This is a genomic window from Stenotrophomonas sp. YJH_SMC_80 (assembly GCF_059372495.1).
In genome coordinates this window covers 1-21977 of sequence record NZ_JCAFVP010000024.1, presented here as the reverse complement: position 1 = coordinate 21977, position 21977 = coordinate 1, and the positions used below count along the sequence as shown (strand labels likewise).

General features: G+C 66.5%; 20 protein-coding genes. 7 read left to right on the top strand and 13 right to left on the bottom strand.

Features of this window, described 5'->3' with window-relative positions:
- Positions 1 to 21: 21 nt before the first annotated feature.
- Together AC5P99_RS20805 and ubiE are read right to left on the bottom strand one after the other, a co-directional pair.
- On the bottom strand, positions 22 to 1950 hold the full coding sequence (locus tag AC5P99_RS20805) for a M1 family metallopeptidase (protein ID WP_329757061.1): 1929 nt from the start codon (positions 1948 to 1950) through the stop codon (positions 22 to 24).
- 270 nt (positions 1951 to 2220) lie between these two features.
- Entirely contained in the window at positions 2221 to 2982 is a 762-nt protein-coding gene (gene ubiE / locus AC5P99_RS20800) for a bifunctional demethylmenaquinone methyltransferase/2-methoxy-6-polyprenyl-1,4-benzoquinol methylase UbiE (protein ID WP_005411082.1), read from the bottom strand.
- Positions 2983 to 3062: 80 nt separating this feature from the next.
- Here ubiE and AC5P99_RS20795 point away from each other — a divergent pair, with 80 nt between their 5' ends.
- The 4 genes from AC5P99_RS20795 to AC5P99_RS20780 all read left to right on the top strand — a co-directional run bounded on the left by AC5P99_RS20795 (position 3063) and on the right by AC5P99_RS20780 (position 4875).
- Positions 3063 to 3515, top strand: coding sequence for a nucleoside deaminase (locus AC5P99_RS20795; RefSeq protein WP_005411083.1), 453 nt, complete (start codon positions 3063 to 3065; stop codon positions 3513 to 3515).
- 198 nt (positions 3516 to 3713) lie between these two features.
- Positions 3714 to 3974: a hypothetical protein gene (locus tag AC5P99_RS20790; protein ID WP_005414515.1), complete on the top strand. Its 261-nt coding sequence runs from the start codon at positions 3714 to 3716 to the stop codon at positions 3972 to 3974.
- A gap of 75 nt (positions 3975 to 4049) precedes the next feature.
- The gene (locus AC5P99_RS20785) at positions 4050 to 4385 is read left to right on the top strand and encodes a hypothetical protein (protein ID WP_005411085.1); all 336 of its coding nucleotides are present in this window, start codon (positions 4050 to 4052) and stop codon (positions 4383 to 4385) included.
- A gap of 67 nt (positions 4386 to 4452) precedes the next feature.
- Positions 4453 to 4875 (top strand): low affinity iron permease family protein, encoded by a 423-nt coding sequence (locus AC5P99_RS20780; protein WP_005411086.1) that lies wholly within the window; start codon positions 4453 to 4455, stop codon positions 4873 to 4875.
- An 83-nt stretch (positions 4876 to 4958) separates the two neighbouring features.
- Here AC5P99_RS20780 and smeF read toward each other — a convergent pair whose 3' ends face one another.
- The 3 genes from smeF to smeD all read right to left on the bottom strand — a co-directional run bounded on the left by smeF (position 4959) and on the right by smeD (position 10771).
- Entirely contained in the window at positions 4959 to 6359 is a 1401-nt protein-coding gene (gene smeF, locus AC5P99_RS20775; RefSeq protein WP_143572891.1) for a multidrug efflux RND transporter outer membrane subunit SmeF, read from the bottom strand.
- A 92-nt stretch (positions 6360 to 6451) separates the two neighbouring features.
- Positions 6452 to 9574 carry a multidrug efflux RND transporter permease subunit SmeE gene (gene smeE / locus AC5P99_RS20770; RefSeq protein ID WP_005411088.1) on the bottom strand — a complete coding sequence of 1041 codons (3123 nt, stop codon included), beginning with the start codon at positions 9572 to 9574 and terminating at the stop codon, positions 6452 to 6454.
- Positions 9575 to 9586: 12 nt separating this feature from the next.
- Entirely contained in the window at positions 9587 to 10771 is a 1185-nt protein-coding gene (gene smeD, locus AC5P99_RS20765) for a multidrug efflux RND transporter periplasmic adaptor subunit SmeD (protein ID WP_005411089.1), read from the bottom strand.
- Between the two features lie 226 nt (positions 10772 to 10997).
- Between smeD and smeT the strand changes: the two genes are divergently transcribed.
- Both smeT and AC5P99_RS20755 read left to right on the top strand, forming a co-directional pair.
- The gene (gene smeT, locus AC5P99_RS20760) at positions 10998 to 11657 is read left to right on the top strand and encodes an efflux transporter SmeDEF transcriptional repressor SmeT (protein ID WP_005411090.1); all 660 of its coding nucleotides are present in this window, start codon (positions 10998 to 11000) and stop codon (positions 11655 to 11657) included.
- Positions 11658 to 11702: 45 nt separating this feature from the next.
- Positions 11703 to 12695: a Gfo/Idh/MocA family protein gene (locus tag AC5P99_RS20755; RefSeq protein WP_099605140.1), complete on the top strand. Its 993-nt coding sequence runs from the start codon at positions 11703 to 11705 to the stop codon at positions 12693 to 12695.
- 96 nt (positions 12696 to 12791) lie between these two features.
- Here AC5P99_RS20755 and hslU read toward each other — a convergent pair whose 3' ends face one another.
- From hslU to AC5P99_RS20715, 8 genes are all read right to left on the bottom strand, one after another.
- On the bottom strand, positions 12792 to 14165 hold the full coding sequence (hslU, locus tag AC5P99_RS20750; protein ID WP_005414521.1) for an ATP-dependent protease ATPase subunit HslU: 1374 nt from the start codon (positions 14163 to 14165) through the stop codon (positions 12792 to 12794).
- A 103-nt stretch (positions 14166 to 14268) separates the two neighbouring features.
- Positions 14269 to 14820 carry an ATP-dependent protease subunit HslV gene (gene hslV / locus AC5P99_RS20745; RefSeq protein WP_005411093.1) on the bottom strand — a complete coding sequence of 184 codons (552 nt, stop codon included), beginning with the start codon at positions 14818 to 14820 and terminating at the stop codon, positions 14269 to 14271.
- 85 nt (positions 14821 to 14905) lie between these two features.
- Positions 14906 to 15802, bottom strand: a complete 897-nt coding sequence (gene xerC / locus AC5P99_RS20740; protein WP_005411094.1) for a tyrosine recombinase XerC — start codon at positions 15800 to 15802, stop codon at positions 14906 to 14908.
- A 13-nt stretch (positions 15803 to 15815) separates the two neighbouring features.
- Entirely contained in the window at positions 15816 to 16490 is a 675-nt protein-coding gene (locus AC5P99_RS20735; RefSeq protein WP_049450423.1) for a DUF484 family protein, read from the bottom strand.
- Positions 16487 to 17338, bottom strand: a complete 852-nt coding sequence (gene dapF / locus AC5P99_RS20730) for a diaminopimelate epimerase (protein WP_033834522.1) — start codon at positions 17336 to 17338, stop codon at positions 16487 to 16489. Before dapF ends, AC5P99_RS20735 begins: the two co-directional genes overlap by 4 nt.
- Positions 17331 to 17603, bottom strand: a complete 273-nt coding sequence (lptM, locus tag AC5P99_RS20725) for an LPS translocon maturation chaperone LptM (protein ID WP_005411097.1) — start codon at positions 17601 to 17603, stop codon at positions 17331 to 17333. The genes dapF and lptM overlap by 8 nt, the downstream gene beginning before the upstream one ends.
- 163 nt (positions 17604 to 17766) lie before the next feature.
- Entirely contained in the window at positions 17767 to 18192 is a 426-nt protein-coding gene (locus tag AC5P99_RS20720; RefSeq protein ID WP_024957059.1) for a YbaN family protein, read from the bottom strand.
- A 54-nt stretch (positions 18193 to 18246) separates the two neighbouring features.
- Entirely contained in the window at positions 18247 to 20358 is a 2112-nt protein-coding gene (locus AC5P99_RS20715; protein ID WP_169448952.1) for a S9 family peptidase, read from the bottom strand.
- A 220-nt stretch (positions 20359 to 20578) separates the two neighbouring features.
- Here AC5P99_RS20715 and AC5P99_RS20710 point away from each other — a divergent pair, with 220 nt between their 5' ends.
- Positions 20579 to 21772, top strand: coding sequence for a pyridoxal phosphate-dependent aminotransferase (locus AC5P99_RS20710; RefSeq protein ID WP_172958421.1), 1194 nt, complete (start codon positions 20579 to 20581; stop codon positions 21770 to 21772).
- Positions 21773 to 21977 lie beyond the last annotated feature (205 nt).

The window sequence follows — 21977 nt, the reverse complement described above, 5'->3', positions numbered from 1 at the left end:
GCCAGCGGCCGGCACTACCGCTTACTTGGCTTCAGCCTTGGCCAGCATGTCCTGGACCGAGGCGGTGGTGATCGGGTGGTAGCCCGGCTTGGCCTTTTCGAAGGCCTGCTTGGCCAGTTCCAGACCCTTCGGGGTCTTCACCAGTTCGGCGTAGATCGGCAGGATCAGCTTGCGACGGCCGACGCGCTCGATGAATGCCGCCGCGCCTTCATTGGCCTGCTCGTAGCCGCTGCGGATCGCCAGCGGGTACCAGCGCATGGCGATCTCGCCATTGGGGGTGCCGGTGAAGTGGAAGGCCTTGTCCAGCGTGGCCAGCTTGTCCAGCGGCTGGGTCGCACCGAGGCCGTCGATGAAGCGCACCCATTCCTGGGTGCTCCAGTCGGCGATGACCTGGCTGCTGGGCACGGTGCCGGCGCTGGCGAATGCGATGCGCGCGGTATCGACGCTGCTGAAGTTGCGCGACTGCGCCTTGGCCGCGAACGCCGGGATGCCCGGCTCGTCCAGCCACGCCTTCAGTTCGGCCTCGGTCACGGCCGACGGATTCTTCGGCAGCAGGTTCTTCTTCATGTACGCGACGAACTGGTCGGTGTTCGCGCTCTGGAAGGCGTGGTCATCGAACCAGCCCCGCAGGAACGGATCGAAGGTCTCGCGGCCGAAGCGCTGCTCCAGGAACTCCAGGAACCACGAACCCTTGACGTAGGCGACCTGGCTGAGCGCTTCGTCGGGATCACGCTCGTTCAGCGGCGGCAGCGCCAGTGCTTGGTCGGCCGGGCTCATGTCCTTCACTTCGGCCAGCAGGTCGGTCTGGTCGATCTGCTTCTCCATCTCGGCCATCTCCTTGCCGTACAGGGCTTCGGTGATGCGGCCCTGGACGTAGGTGGTGAAGCCTTCATTGAGCCAGATGTCCTTCCAGCTGGCGTTGGTCACCAGGTTGCCCGACCAGCTGTGCGCCAGCTCGTGGGCGACCAGCGAGACCAGCGACTTGTCGCCGACGATCACGGTCGGGGTGGCGAAGGTCAGGCGCGGGTTCTCCATGCCGCCGAACGGGAACGACGGCGGCAGCACCAGCATGTCGTAGCGGCCCCAGCGGTATTCGCCATACAGCTTCTCGGCGGCACCGATCATCTTCTCGGTGTCTTCGAATTCCTTGGCGGCCTTGTTGACCATGGTCGGCTCGGCCCAGACGCCGGAGCGGCCGGAGATCGGCTCGAACACCAGGTCGCCGGCGGCGATGGCCAGCAGGTAGGACGGAATCGGCTGCGGCATCTTGAAGGTGTAGTCACCGTCACGCGCCGCCTTCGGATCGTTGTCGGCGCTCATCAGCACCATCACGTCCGGGCGCGAGACCACGTGCGCGCTGTAGGTGAAACGCACGCTCGGGGTATCCTGCAGCGGCACCCACGAACGGGCGTGGATGGCCTGCGACTGGCTGAACATGAAGGGCAGCTTCTTGCCCTCGGTCATCGACGGTGCCAGCCACTGCAGGCCCGATGCGGTCGGTGCGGTGTGGTAGGTCACTTCCACCTTGGCCGGCTGTTCCGGGGCCTCGATGGTCAGCTTGCTGCCGAACACCTTGTCAGCGGCGGCCAGCTCGAACTTCAGCGGGCTGCGCGCGCCATCGGCGGCGACGGCCTCGACCTTGGACACGGTCAGCTCGCGGGTGTCGAGCACCAGCTGGCTGGCGTCCTTCTGCTTCCATTCCAGGGTGTAGGTGGCGGTGCCGCCGATCTGCTTCTGGTCGAAGTCCAGCTTCAGATCCAGCGCGATGTCCTTGATGACGACCTTGTCCGGCTCGGCGTACGAGCTTTCGTCGTGGCTGCGGTTCTCGGCGTTCACGGGGGCGGCAGGGGCCTTTGCGGCAGTCGGGGCGGCGGCGGGCGCGGCCGCCTCCTGGGAGCAGCCGGCGGCCAGGGCCACGGCCAGCGGAAGGAGCATCAGCGGATTACGCATGAATCGGGACCGTTACGGGGATCAAACCCCAATGGTACCTCCCTCCGGCCCGGCAGGCGTTGCGCGTTGCGGGGTAATGGCAGGCAAGCCGATCCTGCGCCTCGGGCGCATGCCAACCAAGGTCGGCATCTACAGGCAGGTACCAACCTTGGTTGGCACGGATCCATCAACGCATGCGGCAGGCCCGTGCCGACCAAGGTCGGCAGCTACCAGATCGGATCACCGCAGCGGGCGAGCACCAACCACGGTTGGCACCCACCAGAGCGGGGCTTACAGCTTGTAGCCGGAGTGGATCGAAACGATGCCGCCGGTCAGGTTCTTGTAGTGGCAGCGCTCGAACCCCGCCTGCCCCATCATCGCCTTCAGTTCATCCTGCGGCGGGTGCTTGCGGATGCTCTCGGCCAGGTACTGGTAGCTGTCCGAGTCATTGGCGAACAGCTTGCCCAGCTTCGGCAGGATCTTGAACGAGTGGAAGTCGTAGATCGGCTTGAACCAGTCCGCGGTGACTTCGGAGAACTCCAGCACGCGGGCCTGGCCCCCGACCTTCAGCACGCGGTACATCTCGCGCAGGCCGGCGTCCTTGTCGGTCACGTTGCGCAGGCCGAAGGCGATGGTGACCAGGTCGAAGCTGTTGTCCGGGAACGGCAGGGCCTCGGCGTTGCACTGCACGTAGTCCAGGCCCAGCACCAGGCCGCGGTTGGTCAGGCGATCACGGCCGACCGACAGCATGCCGGCGTTGATGTCGCCCAGCACCACCGAGCCCTCGGCGCCGACGCGCTCCTTCAGCAGGGCGGCGATGTCGCCGGTGCCGCCCGCCAGATCGAGCACGCGGTCGCCCGGCTTCACCTGCGCGGTGGCCACGTAGTAGCGCTTCCACGCCCGGTGCACGCCCAGGCTCATCAGGTCGTTCATCAGGTCGTAGTTGCGCGCGACCGAGGTGAACACCTGGCCGACCAGCTTCTGCTTGTCCTTGGCGGCGACGTCGCGGAACCCGAAATGGGTGGTACCGGCTTTGTAGGGGGATTCGCTCATGGCCCCGATTATCGCACCGCCGGGGGCCAGCGGCACCCCCTGCCCGTATCATGGCGGGCCACGACTTACCGGAGCCCCGCATGATCACCACGCCCGACTACCAGGCCCTGCTGCAGACCGCCATCGCCGAAGCCCGCCAGGGCCTGGCCGAGGGCGGCGTGCCGATCGGCGCAGCCCTGTACCACAACGACGGCCGCCTGCTTGGCTGCGGCCACAACCGCCGCGTGCAGGAAGGCGACCCGTCGGTGCACGGCGAGACCGATGCGTTCCGCAAGGCCGGCCGCCAGCGCCGTTACCAGGACACGATCATGGTCACCACCCTGGCACCGTGCTGGTACTGCTCTGGCCTGGTGCGCCAGTTCAACATCGGCACCGTGGTGGTGGGCGAATCGCGCACCTTCCAGGGCGGCATCGACTGGTTGCGGGAAAATGGCGTCAACGTGATCGACCTGGACAGCCAGGAATGCGTGGACCTGCTGGGCGGCTTCATTGCGCAGCACCCGGAGATCTGGAATGAAGACATCGGTGAATGATCACCACGCAGTGTCCTGTTGAACCCGTTTAATGAACGCTTCAGTGCCGGCACGCCCTAGTGCCGGCAGCGTTTGCGGCCATTGCCGTGAACCAGTGCACAGTCAGCTGCGCAACGTGCACACGCTGCGATAACACCCCGCCCGGCTGCCGCGCCTAGGGTGGGGTTACCGGGACTTCTTTCCCCGGCGGAGCCAGCCATGTGCGCGCACGCCGTACGACCTGCACCAGACTCGATCCTCGACCCGATCCGCGAACGCCTGCAGCGGCAATATGCACTGCACCGGCGCGGCGCGTTGTTCTGGACCGCCTACCAGCGCATGCAACTGGAGCTGGTCCGTCGCCATCCGCTCGACCACGAGCGCCTGTGCAACGCGATGGCCACCCTGGCCGAAGATCTCGGTGCCGTCGAGCACGCGCAGTTGATTGGACATGCCAACGCCAGCTCCACATCGCGCTGACGCGGCATGCACCGCCACATACGCCACACTCCGATGAACCCCCACTCCCTTTCCACTCAACCGAACTGGATTGTCATGCACGCTGAAGTCCCCACCATTCCTCCGGTCATCAACGTTGACGCCGAGCTGGATCACTGGCGCCGCCAACATGCCGAAGGCGCACTGCCGCACAACTCGTTCGGCTCGTACGTGCCGTGGATCAAGTTTGCCTGCGATTCGCTGATCACCCAGCCGCGCGCCAGCGAGGCCGAACGTGACGAGATGTTCCAGACCCAGTACGCCCTGCAGATCATGCCGCGACTGAGTGAAGCCCAGGCCCGCGAATTCGTCGACCGTTGCTGGCAGCACGTCTACCAGAGCAGTCCGGTGCGCAGCCTGCAGGCACCGCGGCTGCAGCGCATGCGCGCCTGACCGCCGCTGCACGGCGCCTGCACGGGCCACTGCCGATCATCCTCGTCACCTGAGTGGGACGACGACGATGAAAGTACGAAACCTGTTCAATACGATCGCCAAGAAGGCCGCGGCCGCCACCGGCTCGCCGTGGACCTTCCTGGCTGCAGTAGCGATCGTGGTGATCTGGGGTATCAGTGGCCCGGTGTTCGGTTTCAACGACACCTGGCAGCTGGTGATCAACACCGGCACCACCATCATCACCTTCCTGATGGTGTTCCTGATCCAGCACACGCAGAACGCGGACACCGCCGCGATGCAGATCAAGCTGGACGAGCTGATCCGGGCGACGGCCGAAGCCAACAACGAACTGTTGGATCTGGAAGAACTGGACGAAGCGCGCCTGGAAGAGATCCGCGCCGAGTACGAGCAGATGGCGCGCGAAGCCGGCGATGCGCTCGCGCGGGTGCGCGCCTGCCATGCAGCGCGGCGCGACGATGAAGCGGTGTAGCAGGTCCTGAAATGACAATGCCGGCCAGCGGCCGGCACTACCATCGATCATCAAGGTAGAGCCGGCCGCTGGCCGGCTGTCCTTCAGCTGCGCTCGTGCCAGCCACCGCCCATCACCTTGTACAGGGTGATGCGGTTGGCCTGCTGCGCCAGCTGCGCCTGCAGCTGGGTCTGCTGTGCGTTGTAGGCCGTACGCCGCGCATCAAGCAGGGTCACGAAGCTGTCCAGGCCCGCGTCATAGCGCGCCTGCGACAGGCGGTTGGCCTGTTCGGCCGCTTCCACCAGGCGCTGCTGTGAACTCACCTGCTCGTCCAGGCTGACATTCAACGCCAGCGCATCGGCGGTTTCGCGGAAACCCACCTGGATCGACTTCTCGTACTGCGCCAGAGCGATATCACGATCGGCGTTGGCGATAGCCAGGTTGGCGCGCAGCTTGCCGCCCTGGAAGATCGGCAGCGTGATCTTCGGCAGGAAGCTCCACACGCGCGTACCGCTGTCGAACAGGTTGGACAGTTCGCTCGAACCACTGCCGATGCTGCCGGTCAGCGAGATGCTCGGGAAGAACGCCGCGCGTGCCGCACCGATATTGGCGTTGGCCGCCAGCAGCTGGTGTTCGGCGGCCATGATGTCCGGGCGCTGCAGCAGCACGTCGCTGGGCAGGCCGGCCGGCGGCGGTGCCAGTGCAAGCAGCTGCGGCTCGATGCTGTCCGGCAGCAGCGCCGGATCCAGCTGGCCACCGGCCAGCAGCGCCAGCGCGTTGCGGTCCTGGGCCAGCTGGCCACGCAGGCGTGCGGCGTCCGTACGCGCGGTCTCGACCAGGGTACGGGTCTGGGTCAGCTCCAGCGCCGAACTGCCACCACGTTCGTGGCGGGCCTCGGCCAGGCGCAGCGAATCCTCGTAGGTCTTCAGCGTGGCATCGGCGAACTTCAGCCGCTGCGCATCGGCACCGTAGGTCAGCCATGCGGTGGCCGTCTCGGCCACCAGGCTCAACTGCGCGTTGCGGCGGTTGGCGGCGACGGCGAAGTACTGCTGCAGCGCGGCTTCACTGAGATTGCGCACGCGGCCGAACAGATCCAGCTCGAACTCGGCCACGCCGACACCGGCGGTGAACTGTTCGTTGACACCGGCGTCGGTGCCCTGGCGCTGCATCTGGCCGGTAACGGCCACGCCGGGCACGCGATCAGCGCGCTGCACACGGTACTGGCCGCGCGCGCGCTCTACATTGAGCACGGCCACGCGCAGGTCGCGGTTGTTCTGCAGCGACTGCTCGATCACCTGCTGCAGGCGTGGATCGGTGAAGAAGTCGCGCCAGCCGACGGCGGCGACATCGGCCACCTCGCCCTGCGCGGCCTCGGCCGGCCACTGCGCCGGGATCGCCGGGGCGACAGCGGTGTTCTTCGGCACCAGGGTGGAGCAGCCGGCGAGCGCGAGCACAGCGGCAATGGAAAGGAACAGGGATGCACTTTTCATGGGAATGACTTCCATCGGTACTGCCGGATGGCAGGAGGTCATGCCGGCCAGCGGCCGGCACTACCGTTTCGACAACGCCAGCCTGAGGCCGGCATGACCGTTTCAGGTCACGTCGTGGATTTGCGCTTGAACACGCGCTGCACCACCACGAAGAACAGCGGCACGAAGAACACACCGAGCACGGTGCCGACGATCATGCCGCCGAGCACGCCGGTGCCGATCGCCTGCTTGGCGCCGGAACCGGCACCGGTGGAGATCGCCAGCGGTACCACGCCCATGCCGAAGGCCAGCGAGGTCATCACGATCGGACGCAGGCGGTCGCGCACGGCATGCATGATCGATTCGATCAGGCCTGCGCCCTTCTCCAGGTTCTCCTTGGCGAACTCCACGATCAGGATCGCGTTCTTGCTGGTCAGGCCCACCGTGGTCAGCATCGCCACCTGGAAGTAGATATCGCGTTCCAGGCCCTTGAAGGTATTGGCCAGCACCGCGCCGAGGATGCCCAGCGGGGCCGCCAGCAGCACTGCGGTCGGCACGCTCCAGCTTTCGTACATCGCGGCCAGGCACAGGAATACGATCATCAGCGAGAGCGTGTACAGCAGTGGCGTCTGCGAGCCAGCCTGGCGCTCCTGGTACGACATCGCCGTCCATTCGATGCCGAAGCCCGCCGGCAGCTGCTTGGCCAGCTGCTCGATCTCGGCCATGGCATCGCCGGAGGCGACACCCGGGGCCGGTTCGCCCTGGATTTCCATGGCCGACACACCGTTGTAGCGTTCCAGGCGCGGCGAACCGTAATCCCAGTGCTTGGTAGCGAAGGCACTGAACGGCACCATTTCACCCTTGTCGTTCTTCACGGACCAGAGATCGAAGTCCTCCGGCACCATGCGGAACGGCTGGTCGGCCTGCACGAACACACGCTTGACGCGGCCACGATCGACGAAGTCGTCGATGTACGAGCTGCCCCACGCGGCGGCCAGCGTGCCGTTGATCTGGTCGATCGACAGCCCCAGCGAGGTCGCCTTGGCCGCGTCGATGTCGATGCGGAACTGCGGCGTGTCCTCCTGGCCGTTCGGGCGCACGTTGGCCAGCTTCTTGCTGCCGGCGGCGAGGCCGAGCAGCTGGTTGCGCGCGGCCACCAGTGCCTCGTGGCCCTGGCCGCTGTTGTCCTTCAGGAAGAAGGTATAGCCCGAGGCAGTGCCCAGTTCCGGGATGGCCGGCGGCGGGAAGGCGAAGATGAAGGCATCCTTGATCTGGCCCAGGGCCGCCATCGCGCGTCCGGTGATCGGCATCACACCATTGTTGGCGTCACGCTCGCTCCAGTCCTTCAGCTTGACGAATGCCATGCCGGCGTTCTGGCCCATGCCGGCGAAGCTGAAGCCCTGCACCGAGAACACCGAGTCCACCGCATCCTTCTCGTTCTGCAGGAAGTGGTTTTCCAGCGCCGCGATCGATTCCAGCGTACGTTCCTGGGTGGCACCCACCGGGGCCTGCACCAGCGCCATCAACACGCCCTGGTCTTCGTTGGGCAGGAATGAGCTGGGCAGGCGCACGAACAACACGCCCATCAGCACGAACAGCGCCGCCACGATGCCCATGAAGCGCCACGGGCGATGGATGATGCCGCGCACGCCACGCTGGTAGCTTTCGCTGGTGCGGTCGAATCCACGGTTGAAGCCATTGAAGAAGCGACCGGCCAGGCCGCGGTGGGCGACGTGGTGCTCACCTTTCTTCAGCGGCTTGAGCATGGTCGCGCACAGCGCCGGGGTCAGCACGATCGCGACCAGCACCGACAATGCCATCGCCGAGACGATCGTGGCCGAGAACTGGCGGTAGATCACGCCGGTGGAGCCACTCATGAAGGCCATCGGCACGAACACCGCCGACAGCACCAGGCCGATGCCCACCAGCGCGCCGGTGATCTGGCCCATCGACTTGCGGGTCGCCTCGAGCGGCGACAGTCCTTCCTCGGACATGATGCGCTCGACGTTCTCCACCACCACGATGGCATCGTCCACCAGCAGGCCGATCGCAAGCACCATCGCGAACATGGTCAGCATGTTCACCGAGAAGCCGAGCATGGCCAGCACGCCGAAGGTACCCAGCAGCACCACCGGCACGGCGATGGTCGGGATCAGGGTGGCGCGGAAGTTCTGCAGGAACAGGTACATCACCACGAACACCAGCACGATCGCTTCGATCAGGGTCTGCACCACGCCCTTGATCGACACGCGCACGAACGGGGTGGTGTCGTACGGAACCTCGGCCTTCAGCCCGGCCGGGAAGAAGCTCTTCATGTCTTCCAGCGCGGCATTCACACCAGCAGCGGTATCCAGCGCGTTGGCGCCGGTGGCCAGGGTCACCGCCAGGCCGCTGGCCGGCTGGCCGTTGTAGCGGGTGACGAAGTCGTAGGACTCGGCACCCAGCTCGACGCGGGCGACATCCCCCAGGCGCAGCTCGGCACCGTCCTGCGCACCGCGCACGATGATGTTGCGGAACTGTTCCGGGGTCTGCAGGCGCGACTGCGCGTTGATGGTGGCGTTGAGCTGCTGGCCCTTGATCGACGGTGCACCGCCAAGCTGGCCGATGGCCACCTGCGCGTTCTGTGCCTTGATCGCTGCGGTCACTTCCGCAACCGACAGGCCATAGGTATGCAGCTTGTTCGGATCCAGCCAGATGCGCATGGCGTACTTGCCACCGAACACCTGGATGTTGCCCACGCCCGGCACGCGGCTCAGGCGATCGACGACATTGGAACCGACGTAGTCGGCGATGTCGTTGGCATCCATGCTGCCGTTCTCGGACACGAACGCGATGACGTTCAGGAAGCCCGAGCTGGACTTGGCCACGTTGATGCCCTGCCGCTGAACTTCCTGCGGCAGCAGCGGCATGGCCAGCTGCAGCTTGTTCTGCACCTGCACCTGGGCGATGTCCGGGTTGGTGCCGCTCTCGAAGGTCAGGGTGATGGTGGCCTGGCCGTTGGACGAGCTGTTGGAGGAGAAGTAGATCAGGCCATCAAGGCCCTTCATGTTCTGCTCGATGATCTGCGTCACCGAGTCCTCGACCACCTTGGCCGATGCACCCGGGTAGGTGGCGCTGATTTCCACCGCCGGCGGTGCGACGTTGGGGTACATCGAGACCGGCAACTTGAACAGGGCCAGGCCGCCGGCGAGCATGATGATGATGGCGATCACCCACGCGAAGATGGGTCGATCGATGAAAAAGCGTGCCATGGGGTTCTCCGCTTACTTCGCGTCGCCGGCCGGGGCGGCAGGCTGGGCGGCCGCTGCCGGCTTGGCCGGAGCAGCGCCCTTCTCGGTGGCCTTGACCGGCATGCCGGGGCCGATCTTCTGCAGGCCTTCGACAATGACCTTGTCGCCGGCCTTCAGACCGTCCTCGACCAGCCACTTGTCGCCAACCGTGCGGCTGACCTTGACCGGGCGCACTTCGACCTTGTTGTCCTTGCCGACCACCATCGCGGTGGTGTCGCCCTTCGGATCGCGGGCGATGCCCTGCATCGGTACCAGCACCGCATCGCTGCGCACGCCGCCGCCGATCACCGCGCGCACGTAGGTGCCCGGCATCAGCAGGCCGTCCGGGTTGTCCACCTTCACGCGCAGGCCGAAGCTGCCGGTGGCTGGATCGACGCTCACTTCAGAGAACTCCAGCGTGCCCTTGTGCTCGAAGGTGCTGCCGTCTTCCATCAGGATGCTGACCGGCAGCGTCTGGTTGTCCTGCAGGCGGCCGGCAGCCAGTTCGCGGCGCAGCTGCAGCAGCTCGGCCGAGGACTGGGTCAGGTCGACGTAGATCGGGTCCAGCTGCTGCACGGTGGCCAGTGCATTGGCCTGGCCGGCGCTGACCAGCGCACCCTGGGTAACGCTGGACTTGCCGATGCGGCCGCTGATCGGCGCGGTGATGCGGGCATAGCCGAGGGTGACGTTGGCCGCGTCCAGCGAGGCCCTGGCGGCACCGACATCGGCCTCGGCCTGCTTCTGCGCGGCCACGGCGTTTTCCAGGTCCTGCTGGCTGACCGCGTCGACCTTGGCCAGCTCGGTGATGCGCTTGGCGCTCAGGCGCGCGGCGTTGGCCGTGGCTTCGGCGCGGGCCAGCTGGGCGCGGGCGCTGTTGGCCTGGGCGCGGTAGCTGGCGTCCTCGATCTGGTAGAGCGGCTCGCCGGCCTTGACCATGCCGCCTTCGGTGAACAGGCGCTTGGCAACGATGCCGTTGACCTGCGGGCGCACTTCGGCGACCAGGAAGGCATTGGTACGGCCCGGCAATTCGCGGGTCAGGCCCACGGTCTCGGACTTCAGCGTGACCACGGTGACGTCACCCGGGCCCTGCTCGGGGGCCTGGGGTTGGCCGCCGCAGGCAGCCACGGCTGCGGCGATGGCCAGCGACAGTGCAAAGGGTCGGATTCGGCTCAGCAACATGACGGAAAGGCTCTTGAAGGAAAGGATCTCAGCCGGCGCTGATACGGCGGACCCTTCGACCGGTAAAGGTGAAGACCGTGAGAACAGCGCCCACCCGGGTGGAGCGGGAGCCGGACCGGCCTGCCACGCACACGACGGGAATGATGGGAGCGAAATATACATACATGCTTGTTTGTTTGTAAACCGGTACAATTCAGCCACGTTTCACCCGCACTCGTAACTACCCATGGCCCGCAAGACCAAAGAGGACACCCAGGCAACCCGGGAAGGCATCCTTGACGCCGCCGAAGCCTGCTTCCATGAACACGGCGTGGCCCGTACCACGCTGGAGATGATCGGCGCCCGCGCCGGCTATACCCGTGGCGCGGTCTACTGGCACTTCAAGAACAAGAGCGAGGTGCTGGCCGCGATCGTCGAACGGGTGCACCTGCCCTTCATGCAGGAACTGGAGCGCACCTCGACCGACCAGCGCGACACCCCCGTGCACGACCTGCGCGCGGTGATGATCCACTCGTTCATCGAACTGTCCGAGGACGAGCGCCTGCGCAAGACCATGGAGATCATGCTGCGCAGTGATGCCTCGGCCGACACCCGGGTACTGACCGAAATGCAGCAGGCCGGCTTCCGTGATGCGCTGGACCGGATGGAGCGCGCCCTGCGCCGCGCCCGCGACCTGGGCCAGCTGCGCGAGGGTGCCGACCCCAAGATCGCCGCACGCATGCTGCACGCCACCGTGCTGGGCGTGCTGCACGGCGCGATGGTCGAACCGGACCTGATGGACCTCAAGCGCGACGGCATGCTCGCACTGGACATGACCCTGGCCGCCTACGTGAAGGACGGCGTGTTCGTGCCGGGCACTGTGCCCGAGCCGCTGCCCGAAGCGTGAGTGGCGCTGCTGCCGCCACCGCCGCGCCCATCTGAGGACAGCCCCGTGATCCTGGACAACGTGATGTGGGGCTTCATCGGCTGTGGCAGCGTCACCGAGAAGAAGAGCGGCCCCGCCCTGGCCAGCACACCCGGCTCACGGGTGGCAGCGGTCATGCGCCGCAATGCGGCATTGGCCGAGGATTATGCGCGGCGCCACGCGATTCCGCGCTGGTACGCGGACGCCGACGCACTCATCGCCGATCCGGAAGTGAACGCGGTCTACGTCGCAACGCCGCCCTCGACGCACATGCAATACGCGCTGCAGGCGATCGCCGCGGGCAAGCCGGTCTACATCGAAAAGCCGATGGCCATGGACCACGACGAGTGCCAGCGCATCATCACGGCCAGCGCCCGCAGCGGCGTGCCCGTGTTCGTGGCCTACTACCGCCGTGCCCTGCCCCGCTTCGCACAGGTGAAGCAGCTGCTGGACAACGGCGCGATCGGAACGCCGCGCAGCGTGCGCGCTACCCTGCATCGGCCGCATTCGGCGAATGCCGCCTCGCCGGACTTCTGGCGGACCGACCCGGCGATCGCCGGCGGCGGGCTGTTCGTCGATCTGGGCTCGCATACCCTGGACCTGCTCGACCATCTATTGGGGCCGCTGGGCGACGTGCGTGGCCTGGCCAGTTCGCTGACCGGCGCCTACGCCGCCGAGGACAGTGTCTCGATGTGCTTCCGTACCGGCAGCGGGGCGCACGGCATCGCGCAATGGAGCTTCTGCGCGTTCCGCCGCCAGGATGAGGTCGAGATCACCGGCGACCGCGGGCAGCTGCGCTTTGCCACCTTCGAGGACGTTCCAGTGGTTCTGGAGACCGAAGCGGGCATGCAGGCATTCGACATCCCGAACCCGCCATCGGTCCAGCAGCCATTGATCGCCTCCCTCGTGGACGAGCTGCGCGGCAACGGCCGTTCGCCCTCGACCGGCATCAGCGCCGCCCGCACCAGTGCGGTGATCGACCAGGTGCTGCGGGACTACCGCACCCGGCAGTCGCGCTGACCGCACAAGAAAATGGCCGCCCTGCGGCGGCCCTTTCTGTTGCAGCGGGCGGGGTCAGAGCCCTCGCTGGGGCGAGGGATCCGACTCCAACGGGCATTACAGGATGTAGCGGCTCAGGTCCGGGTCCTGCACCAGCTCACCCAGGTGCTTGTCGACGTAGGCGCTGTCGATCGCCAGGCTTTCGCCATCGCGATCCGGTGCCTCGTAGCTGAGCGAATCCAGCAGGCGCTCCAGCACCGTATGCAGGCGACGGGCACCGATGTTCTCCTGGCGCTCGTTCACCTGGAAGGCGATTTCGGCCAGGCGCTCGATGGCGTCGGCGGTGAAGCTGACCTTGACGCCCTCGGTAGCCAGCAGCGCCTCGTACTGCTTGGTCAGCGCGGCCTTCGGCTCGGTCAGGATGCGCACGAAATCACCCTTGCTCAGCGCACCCAGTTCAACGCGGATCGGGAAGCGACCCTGCAGCTCCGGAATCAGATCGCTGGGCTTGGCCAGGTGGAACGCACCGGATGCAATGAACAGGATGTGGTCGGTCTTGATCGTGCCGTACTTGGTGGACACGTTGGAGCCTTCCACCAGCGGCAGCAGGTCGCGCTGCACGCCTTCGCGGGAGACATCGCCGCCGCCCACGTTATCGCCACGCTTGGCGACCTTGTCGATCTCGTCGATGAAGACGATGCCGTGCTGCTCGCAGGCCTCGATCGCCGCAGTGCGGATATCGTCCTCGTTGACCAGCTTGCCGGCCTCTTCCTCGATCAGCAGCGGTCGCGCGGCCTTGATGGTCAGCGTGCGCTTGTGCGCCTTCGCGCCGCCGCCAAGGTTGGCGAACATCGACTTCAGCTGCTGGCCCATTTCCTCCATGCCCGGCGGGGTCATGATGTCCATGCTGACATTGGCGGCCAGGTCGAGTTCGATCTCGCGCTCGTCCAGCTCACCGTTGCGCAGCATCTTGCGGAACTTGATGCGGGTCTCGTTGTCCTGCGCCGACGGTTCGTTGCGGGCGACTTCCGGATCGAAGCCGATGCCACCGCTGCGGCGCGGCAGCAGCGCATCGAGGATGCGGTCTTCGGCGCGTTCCTCGGCCTGGGTACGCACGCGCACCTTGGCCTGTTCGCGGTACAGCTTCACTGCGGTATCGGCCAGGTCGCGGATGATCTGCTCGACGTCCTTGCCGACGTAGCCGACTTCGGTGAAGCGGGTGGCTTCGACCTTCACGAACGGCGCGTTGGCCAGCGTGGCCAGGCGACGCGCGATCTCGGTCTTGCCGACGCCGGTCGGGCCGATCATCAGGATGTTCTTCGGCATCACTTCATTGCGCAGCTCAGGCACCAGCTGCATGCGGCGCCAGCGGTTGCGCAGGGCGATGGCCACCGCGCGCTTGGCGTCGTGCTGGCCCACGATATGCCGGTCCAGTTCCTGCACGATCTCGCGCGGGGTCATGGTGGCGGAGGAAACTTCGATCTTCGACATGGATGTGCTCACGAATTCGTTGTCGGTCGCGCCGGCCGCTGGCCGGCAACCAGGCACGCGTGTGGGGGATCATGAGGTTGCCGGCCAGCAGCCGGCGCGACCCTCAGAGTTCCTCGACCACCACGTTGCGGTTGGTGTAGATGCAGATATCGCCGGCAATGCCGATCGCTTCGCTGGCGATGGTGCGCGCATCCAGTTCGGTGTGTGCCATCAACGCGCGTGCAGCCGACAGCGCATAGGAACCACCCGAGCCGATGGCGATGATGCCGTCCTCCGGTTCGATCACATCGCCGGTGCCGCTGATGATCAGCGAGGTTTCCTTGTCGGCCACGGCCAACAGGGCTTCAAGCTTTCCGAGGCGGCGCTCGGTGCGCCAATCCTTGGCCAGTTCGACCGCAGCACGCTGCAACTGGCCGTGCTTTTCCAGCTTGGCCTCGAACAGCTCGAACAGGGTGAAGGCATCGGCGGCGGCACCGGCAAAGCCGGCCAGCACCTGGCCATCACGACCGAGGCGGCGCACCTTGCGCGCATTGCCCTTCATCACGGTGTGGCCCAGCGTGACCTGGCCGTCGCCGGCAATGGCCACGTGCTCGCCGCGACGGACGCAGACAATGGTGGTGGCGTGGAAAACGTTGGGGTTCTGACTGGGGTCCATGATGCCTCCGGGGTGACAGAACCAGAGGTGGGGACTGCCCTGCGCCCTTCAAGCCACCCGCGACCGGCTGCCGCACGGGCAACGTTCAGCTTTCTCCGCTGCCCTCGCTGCTGCTTCGACGCTTCGCGCGCGGATGCGCCGCGTCGTAGACCTTGGCCAGGTGCTGGAAATCCAGATGGGTGTAGATCTGGGTGGTGGCGATGTCGGCATGGCCCAGCAGCTCCTGCACGCCGCGCAGATCACCGGATGATTCCAGGATATGGCTGGCGAAACTGTGCCGCAGCATGTGCGGGTGCACGTGCTTGAACAGGCCCTGGCGCTGCGCCAGCTGGCGGATGCGGATCTGCACCGCGCGTTGGCTGATCGGTCCGTTGCGGCCGGGAAATACCGGTGAGGCCGGACCACCGCCACTTTCGGCGCGCCACGCCTGCAGCGCTTCGCGCGCCGGCCGGCCGAACGGCACGCGGCGCTGCCGATTGCCCTTGCCCAGCACGTTGACCAGCCCGCTGTCGAAATCCAGATCGCGCCAGGTCAGCGCGCAGACTTCGCTCAGGCGCAGGCCGGAAGAATAAAAAAGCTCCAGCAGCGCGCGGTCACGGCGGCCGAGTTCACCTTCCGGCTCCAGCTCGACCAGCTGCACGGCCTCATCGGCGTCGAGGACCTGTGGCAACCGGCGCGGCGCGCGCGGCGCCTTCAGCGTTGCTGCAGGACTGACCTCGATGCGGCCGTGCTTGAGCAGCCAGGCATAGAAGCTGCGGCAGGCGGACAAGCGGCGCTGCAGGCTCTTGGCCGACAGGCCACGGCGGTGCTCATCGGCGACGAACTGGCGCAGCGCGTCGGCATCGAGTGCCTCCACCGCAACACCGCGCGGCTCGGCCCAGACCGACAGCGCGTCCAGGTCACGGCGGTAGGCATCGAGCGTATGCGCCGACATCCGCCGCTCCACCTGCAGATGCTGCAGGAAGGCCTGTACCGCGCTCATCGTCGTGTCCTGCTCAGCCCGGGAAGCGCTTCAGGCCGGCGACCAGGGCGTCGCCCATCATGCGCAGGAACAGCGTGCCCATGCCCGGATAGAAACGGTTCGGATCGTGGCTGCCCACCGCAATCAGGCCCACGCCCGGCAACGGCAGCAGCGCGGTGGTCTGCACTTCATCGCTGCGCACGCCATACAGCACGGCATTCTTTTCCGGCTGCAGGCGGCCGCAGATCGGCTCGCCGTCCTTCAGGCAGTCGCGGAACGGGCCCAGCTGCGGATCATCGGCGGCGATCACCTGCAACCAGTCGGCCTGTTCCAGCCCGGCCACCGGCGTGTGCACCACCAATCGCACCAGGTCGCCGGCGAAATCTTCCTGCAGCGAGGCCGCCATCGCACGCAGGGTGTCGGCGGCGTTGTCCTGCTTCATCAACGCCAGGGTCAGCTGGTGCGTGCGCACCGCCAGGCGTTCGTTGACCTGGGCAGTCGCGCCCAGGTCGGCCAACCGTCGTGCCAGCTCGCGGTTCTTCTCGCGCAGCACTTCCAGCTGGTAGCTGGCCAGCGACGCGGTCGGGCCGTCGTCACGCGGCACCACCAGGGTCAGGGCCAGGTCCGGGAACTGCTTGAGGAAGCCGGGATGTCGCCGCAACCAGGCAGCGACTTCGTGGGCCCCGAGCTTGTCGACGGTTTCGGTCATGCCATCCACTCCCCTTCGAAGACGAATGCGGTCGGGCCGGCCATCACCACAGGCTGGCCATCGCCCGGCCACTGGATGCGCAGGTCACCGCCGGGCAGGCTGATGCGTGCATCACGCTGCAGGCGGCCGCGCTGCATCAGGGTCACCGCAGCGGCGCAGGCGCCACTGCCGCAGGCCAGGGTTTCGCCGACGCCGCGTTCATTCACACGCAGGCGTGCATGCGCCGGGCCCATCACCTGGGCGAAGCCCACGTTCACCGAGCGCGGGAACGAGGCATGCTGCTGCAGCAGCGCACCGACGCGCTCGACCGGTGCAGCATCGATCAGGCCCACTTCGATCACCGCATGCGGGTTGCCCATCGACACCGCAGCAAAACGCACGCTTTCGCCCTGCAGCGGCAGCAGGTATTCCTCGCGCGCGTGGGCGAAACCCACCAGCGGCACGTTGGCCGGCTCGAACGCCGGCACGCCCATGGTCACCGCGAACTGGCCATCGCCCAGCACTTCCACCTCATGGCTGGCCAGCGGGCTGTCGATGACGAAGCGGTCGCCCTGCGCACTGCCTTCGCGCACCAGCCAGGCGGCGATGCAGCGCGCGCCATTGCCGCACTGTTCGGAATTGGAGCCGTCGGCATTCCAGATGCGGTACGACGCCACCGAGCCTTCCGCACGCGGCGCTTCGATCGTCAGGATCTGATCGCAGCCGACGCCGGTGTGGCGGTCGGCCAGCTGCGCGGCCAGTTCAGGCGTGGGCGGCGCGGTGCCGTCACGCAGGTCGATCACTACGAAATCATTGCCCGCGCCATGCATCTTGCTGAAGCGCAGGGCCTTGGAACCGGCCTTACTCATTCCCGCCGCCCACCTTCTTCGCAGGCGCAGGTGCCGGTTGCGTGGTCGGTGCAGCCGGCTCCACGGTCGTGGCCGGGGTGCCACTGCCTTCGGTCTGCGCCGGGGTCGCTTCGGTAGCGGGCTCGGCAACAGGTTCGACGGTTTCTTCCACCGGCACCGGCTTCTGCGGCAGTACCAGCGGGCCCTTGTTGCCGCAGGCGGCGAGGAACAGCAGCGAAGCCGCTGCCAGCGGAATCAGGATGGCGTTTCGATGGGGGATCTTCATGCCCCGAGTATAGCCATTGGCGGCTGAGCGGTTGGTAGAGTCGACTGTTGGTCGACTGCTCCTGCAATGGCCGTGAAAAACCCGCGCTGCGCGCGATAGTCGACTGACAGTCGACTCTACCCCCCTGACCCACCCCCACGGGCCGCCCCGGGGCGGGCCATGTTCAGCCTTCCGGCGGTGGCAACGGCCGGGTCCACAGCCAGATCGCCACCACGGTCATGCTGCCGATCGAGAACCACTTCACCCAAGCAATTGGTACGCACCAGAGCATGATGCCGGCGCATACCGCCATGGTGATCGTGGCCATCCACTTGCCGTAGCGGCTGACCGCCCCGTGTGCCTGCCAGTTGGCGATGGCCGGGCCGAAGCGTGGATGCTGCAGCAGCCAGTTGTGCAGGCGCTCGGAGCCACGCGAGGCGGCCCAGGCCGAAATCAGGATGAATACGGTGGTCGGCAGGCCCGGTACGAAGATGCCGACGATGCCGGTGCCGAGGCTGACATAGGCCAGCAGCCACCACGCCCAGCGGAAACGCACCACGCGCGGAGGCGTGGTGGCATCGCGAGGGACGGAAGGATCTGGCGCGCTCATGGCCGCAAGGATACCGGTTCAGGGTGCCAGGCAGTGCCCGGCACCCTGTCGCGATCACGGCTGGGCGATGCCCAGCTGCTGCAGCACGAATGCGTACGACTCGGACAGCTCGCGGTAGCGCTGGAAGCGCCCCGACTTGCCGCCGTGGCCGGCTTCCATGTTGGTGCGGAACAGGATGGGGTAGTGGCCGGCGTTGTCGTCACGCAGCTTGGCCACCCACTTGGCCGGTTCCCAGTACTGCACCTGCGAATCCCACAGGCCGGTGCCCACGAACAGCGCCGGATAGGCCTGCTTGCTGACGTTGTCGTAGGGCGAGTAGGACAGCATGTAGTCGTAGAACTGCTTCTGCTCCGGGTTGCCCCACTCGTCGTACTCGTTGGTGGTCAACGGAATGGTCGGGTCGAGCATGGTGGTCACCACATCGACGAACGGCACCTGGGCCACCATCACGCGGTAGTCCTGCGGCGCCTGGTTGGCCACCGCGCCCATCAGCAGGCCACCGGCGCTGCCGCCAGAGGCGGCCACGCGATCCTTCGCCGCCCAGCCCTGTGCCACCAGGCCACGGGTGACGTCGATGAAGTCGTTGAAGGTGTTCTGCTTGTGCAGCAGCTTGCCGTTCTCGTACCAGTCGCGGCCCATTTCCTGGCCACCGCGGATGTGGGCGATGGCATACACCACGCCGCGGTCGAGCAGGCTCACCGCGGTCTGGTTGAAATACGGGTCCATCGACATGCCGTAGCTGCCATAGGCGTACTGGAACAACGCGCCCTTGCCATCCTTCTGGTAGCCCTTGCGGTAGACCAGCGACACCGGCACCTTCACGCCATCGCGCGCGGTGATCCAGACGCGGTCGGTTTCGTACTTCGACGCGTCATAGCCGATCACCGGCTGCACCTTCAGCTGGCGGCGCTCCCCGGTGGCGGTGTTCAGTTCGAACACGGTGGTGGGGGTGGTCATCGAGGTGTAGACGTAGCGCAACCAGGGCGTATCGGCCTCGGTGTTGTCGCCCAGGCCCATCGAGTACGCCGGCTCGTCGGCCTTCACGTAGTCGCTGCGGCCATCCTTGAACAGCAGGCGGATGCGTTCCAGGCCCTCGGAGCGTTCGGCGATGGCGGTGTAGCCATCGAACAGTTCGAAGCCTTCGATGAACACCGCATCGTCGTGCGCGATCCAGTCCTTCCACTGCGCACGCGAGGTCGCATCGGTCGGTGCGGTGACCAGCTTGAAGTTCTTCGCACCGTCGTTGGTGCGGATCACCCAGCGGCCATCGTAGTGGTCGGCGTCGTACTCGACATCGCGCTGGCGCGGCGCCAGCACAGTGAAGTGGGTCGGGTCGCTGGCCGGCGCGTAACGCTCTTCCGAGGACACGGTGCTGTGCACGCCGATGGTGATGAAGCGATCGTCGCGGGTGCGGCCGATGCCCATGTAGAAGCTGTCGTCCTTCTCTTCGTAGACGATGGTGTCGGCGCTGGCCGGGGTGCCCAGCACGTGCTTCTTCACGCGCACGGTCAGCAACGTTTCCGGATCGTTCTCGACGTACAGCACGGTGCGGTTGTCGTCGGCCCAGACCAGGTCACCCGAGCTGCCGGTGATCACATCGGGCAGCACCTTGCCGGTGGCCAGGTCCTTGAAGCGGATGGTGTACTGGCGGCGGCCGACATCATCATCGGCCCAGGCCAGCAGCTGGTTGTCCTGGCTGACTTCCATCGAGCCGACGCTGAAATAGCCCTTGCCGGCAGCCATCGCGTTGACGTCCAGCAGGATTTCCTCGGCGGCCTCCATGCTGCCCTTGCGGCGTGCGTGGATCGGGTAGTCCTGGCCGGTTTCGAAGCGGCTGTAGTACCAGTAGCCACGCTCACGCGCCGGCACGCTGGAATCGTCCTGCTTGATACGGCCGACGATCTCCTTGTAAAGGGTGTCTTCCAGCGGCTTCAGCGGCGCCAGCAGCTGGTCGGCATAGGCATTCTCGGCCTGCAGGTAGGCCAGCATGTCCTTGTTCCCGCGCTTGTCGTCGCGCAGCCAGTAATAGTCATCGTTGCGGGTCGCGCCGAACGGCGCCTTGACCACATGCGGATGCTTGGCGGCATCCGGCGGAACGGGCGGAGTGGCGGCGGTGGCAGTGGTGGTCATCAGGCTGGCAAGCAACAGGCAGAGGGTGGATTTCATGAGATAGGGCTCCTTGAGGGGCAATGCAATGGCGTCCTTGCGCCCGAGTCTGGGTTGCTGAAGGACGGTGGGCAACCCTGCGGAACGTCATGGTGGCCATGCCTGCCGGTAGTGCCGGTCGCTGGCCGGCACCCTCACGGCCTGCGGGTGGGTCGGTTGCCGGCCAGCGGCCGGCACTACCAGAGCGCGTGACCCCGGTGCGCGGCGTACCATGGGCTGCATGAGTACCCTGCCCCATACGCCGGGCTACAGCCGGCGCAGCCATGAAATCGCTCCGTTCCACGTGATGTCCCTGCTGGCCCGCGCGCAAGCGCTGGAACAGGCCGGCCACGACGTGATCCACCTGGAAATCGGCGAACCGGACTTCACCACCGCCGAACCGATCGTGCGTGCCGGCCAGGCCGCATTGGCCGCCGGCCATACCCGCTACACCGCCGCACGTGGCCTGCCAGCCCTGCGCCAGGCGATCAGCGGCTTCTATCGCAGCCACTACGGGCTGGACATCGACCCCGAACGCATCCTGGTCACCCCCGGCGGCTCCGGTGCGCTGCTGCTGGCCAGCAGCCTGCTGGTCGATCCCGGCCGCCACTGGCTGCTGGCCGACCCTGGTTATCCGTGCAACCGCCACTTCCTGCGCCTCGTTGAAGGCGGCGCACAGCTGGTGCCGGTCGGCCCGGACACTGCCTACCAGCTCACACCGTCGCTGGTGGAACAGCATTGGAATGCCGACAGCGTCGGCGCGCTGGTTGCCTCGCCGGCCAACCCGACCGGCACCGTGCTCTCCTCCGACGAACTGGCCGCCCTGTCGAAGGCCCTGCACGCGCGCGGTGGTCACCTGGTGGTGGACGAGATCTACCACGGCCTCACCTATGGCCTGGATGCACCCAGCGTGCTGCAGGTGGATGACAGCGCATTCGTGCTGAACAGCTTCTCCAAATACTTCGGCATGACCGGTTGGCGGCTGGGCTGGCTGGTGGCACCACCAGCAGCCGTGCCGGACCTGGAGAAACTCGCGCAGAACCTGTACATCAGCGCATCGAGCATCGCCCAGCATGCCGCACTAGCGTGTTTCAGCGACGAAGCGATGTCGATCTTCGAACAGCGTCGCGAAGCGTTCCGCCAGCGCCGCGACTTCCTGCTGCCCGCGCTGCGCGAGCTGGGCTTCCGCATCGAAGTCGAGCCGCAGGGTGCGTTCTACCTGTACGCCGATGTCAGCGCATTCACCGATGACGCACAGGCGTTCTGCGCCCACTTCCTGGAAACCGAGCACGTGGCATTCACGCCCGGGCTGGATTTCGGCTTCCATCGCGCCAACCAGCACGTGCGCCTGGCCTATACCCAGGAAGTGCCGCGGTTGCAGGAGGCGGTGGCACGGATCGCGCGTGGGTTGCAGCGTTGGCAGGGATCACGTTGACGGTAGTGCCGGCCGCTGGCCGGCAACCCGGGAATGCGTGAATGATGCGGTTGCCGGCCAGCGCCCGGCACTACCGGATAAAGAAAAACGCCGCCCCGGGGGCGGCGTTTTCCGTTCTGCCTGTCTGCTTACTTACCGCCCAACCGCTCCCACAGGAAGCTGTAGGCCAGCGCCGACATGTGTGCGGCCTGCGCATTGTTGGCTG

What these genes read in the sequence shown, in the direction of transcription:
- AC5P99_RS20735 (WP_049450423.1), bottom strand. Translation starts at nt 16,490, where the DNA reads ATGACCGAAACCGTCGACAAGCTCGGGGCCCACGAAGTCGCTGCCTGG.
- AC5P99_RS20715 (WP_169448952.1), bottom strand. Translation starts at nt 20,358, where the DNA reads ATGAAATCCACCCTCTGCCTGTTGCTTGCCAGCCTGATGACCACCACT.
- AC5P99_RS20790 (WP_005414515.1), top strand. Translation starts at nt 3,714, where the DNA reads ATGTGCGCGCACGCCGTACGACCTGCACCAGACTCGATCCTCGACCCG.
- hslV (WP_005411093.1), bottom strand. Translation starts at nt 14,820, where the DNA reads ATGGACCCCAGTCAGAACCCCAACGTTTTCCACGCCACCACCATTGTC.
- AC5P99_RS20785 (WP_005411085.1), top strand. Translation starts at nt 4,050, where the DNA reads ATGCACGCTGAAGTCCCCACCATTCCTCCGGTCATCAACGTTGACGCC.
- lptM (WP_005411097.1), bottom strand. Translation starts at nt 17,603, where the DNA reads ATGAAGATCCCCCATCGAAACGCCATCCTGATTCCGCTGGCAGCGGCT.
- dapF (WP_033834522.1), bottom strand. Translation starts at nt 17,338, where the DNA reads ATGAGTAAGGCCGGTTCCAAGGCCCTGCGCTTCAGCAAGATGCATGGC.
- smeE (WP_005411088.1), bottom strand. Translation starts at nt 9,574, where the DNA reads ATGGCACGCTTTTTCATCGATCGACCCATCTTCGCGTGGGTGATCGCC.
- hslU (WP_005414521.1), bottom strand. Translation starts at nt 14,165, where the DNA reads ATGTCGAAGATCGAAGTTTCCTCCGCCACCATGACCCCGCGCGAGATC.
- smeD (WP_005411089.1), bottom strand. Translation starts at nt 10,771, where the DNA reads ATGTTGCTGAGCCGAATCCGACCCTTTGCACTGTCGCTGGCCATCGCC.
- xerC (WP_005411094.1), bottom strand. Translation starts at nt 15,802, where the DNA reads ATGAGCGCGGTACAGGCCTTCCTGCAGCATCTGCAGGTGGAGCGGCGG.
- AC5P99_RS20780 (WP_005411086.1), top strand. Translation starts at nt 4,453, where the DNA reads ATGAAAGTACGAAACCTGTTCAATACGATCGCCAAGAAGGCCGCGGCC.
- smeT (WP_005411090.1), top strand. Translation starts at nt 10,998, where the DNA reads ATGGCCCGCAAGACCAAAGAGGACACCCAGGCAACCCGGGAAGGCATC.
- AC5P99_RS20720 (WP_024957059.1), bottom strand. Translation starts at nt 18,192, where the DNA reads ATGAGCGCGCCAGATCCTTCCGTCCCTCGCGATGCCACCACGCCTCCG.
- AC5P99_RS20805 (WP_329757061.1), bottom strand. Translation starts at nt 1,950, where the DNA reads ATGCGTAATCCGCTGATGCTCCTTCCGCTGGCCGTGGCCCTGGCCGCC.
- AC5P99_RS20795 (WP_005411083.1), top strand. Translation starts at nt 3,063, where the DNA reads ATGATCACCACGCCCGACTACCAGGCCCTGCTGCAGACCGCCATCGCC.
- smeF (WP_143572891.1), bottom strand. Translation starts at nt 6,359, where the DNA reads ATGGAAGTCATTCCCATGAAAAGTGCATCCCTGTTCCTTTCCATTGCC.
- ubiE (WP_005411082.1), bottom strand. Translation starts at nt 2,982, where the DNA reads ATGAGCGAATCCCCCTACAAAGCCGGTACCACCCATTTCGGGTTCCGC.
- AC5P99_RS20710 (WP_172958421.1), top strand. Translation starts at nt 20,579, where the DNA reads ATGAGTACCCTGCCCCATACGCCGGGCTACAGCCGGCGCAGCCATGAA.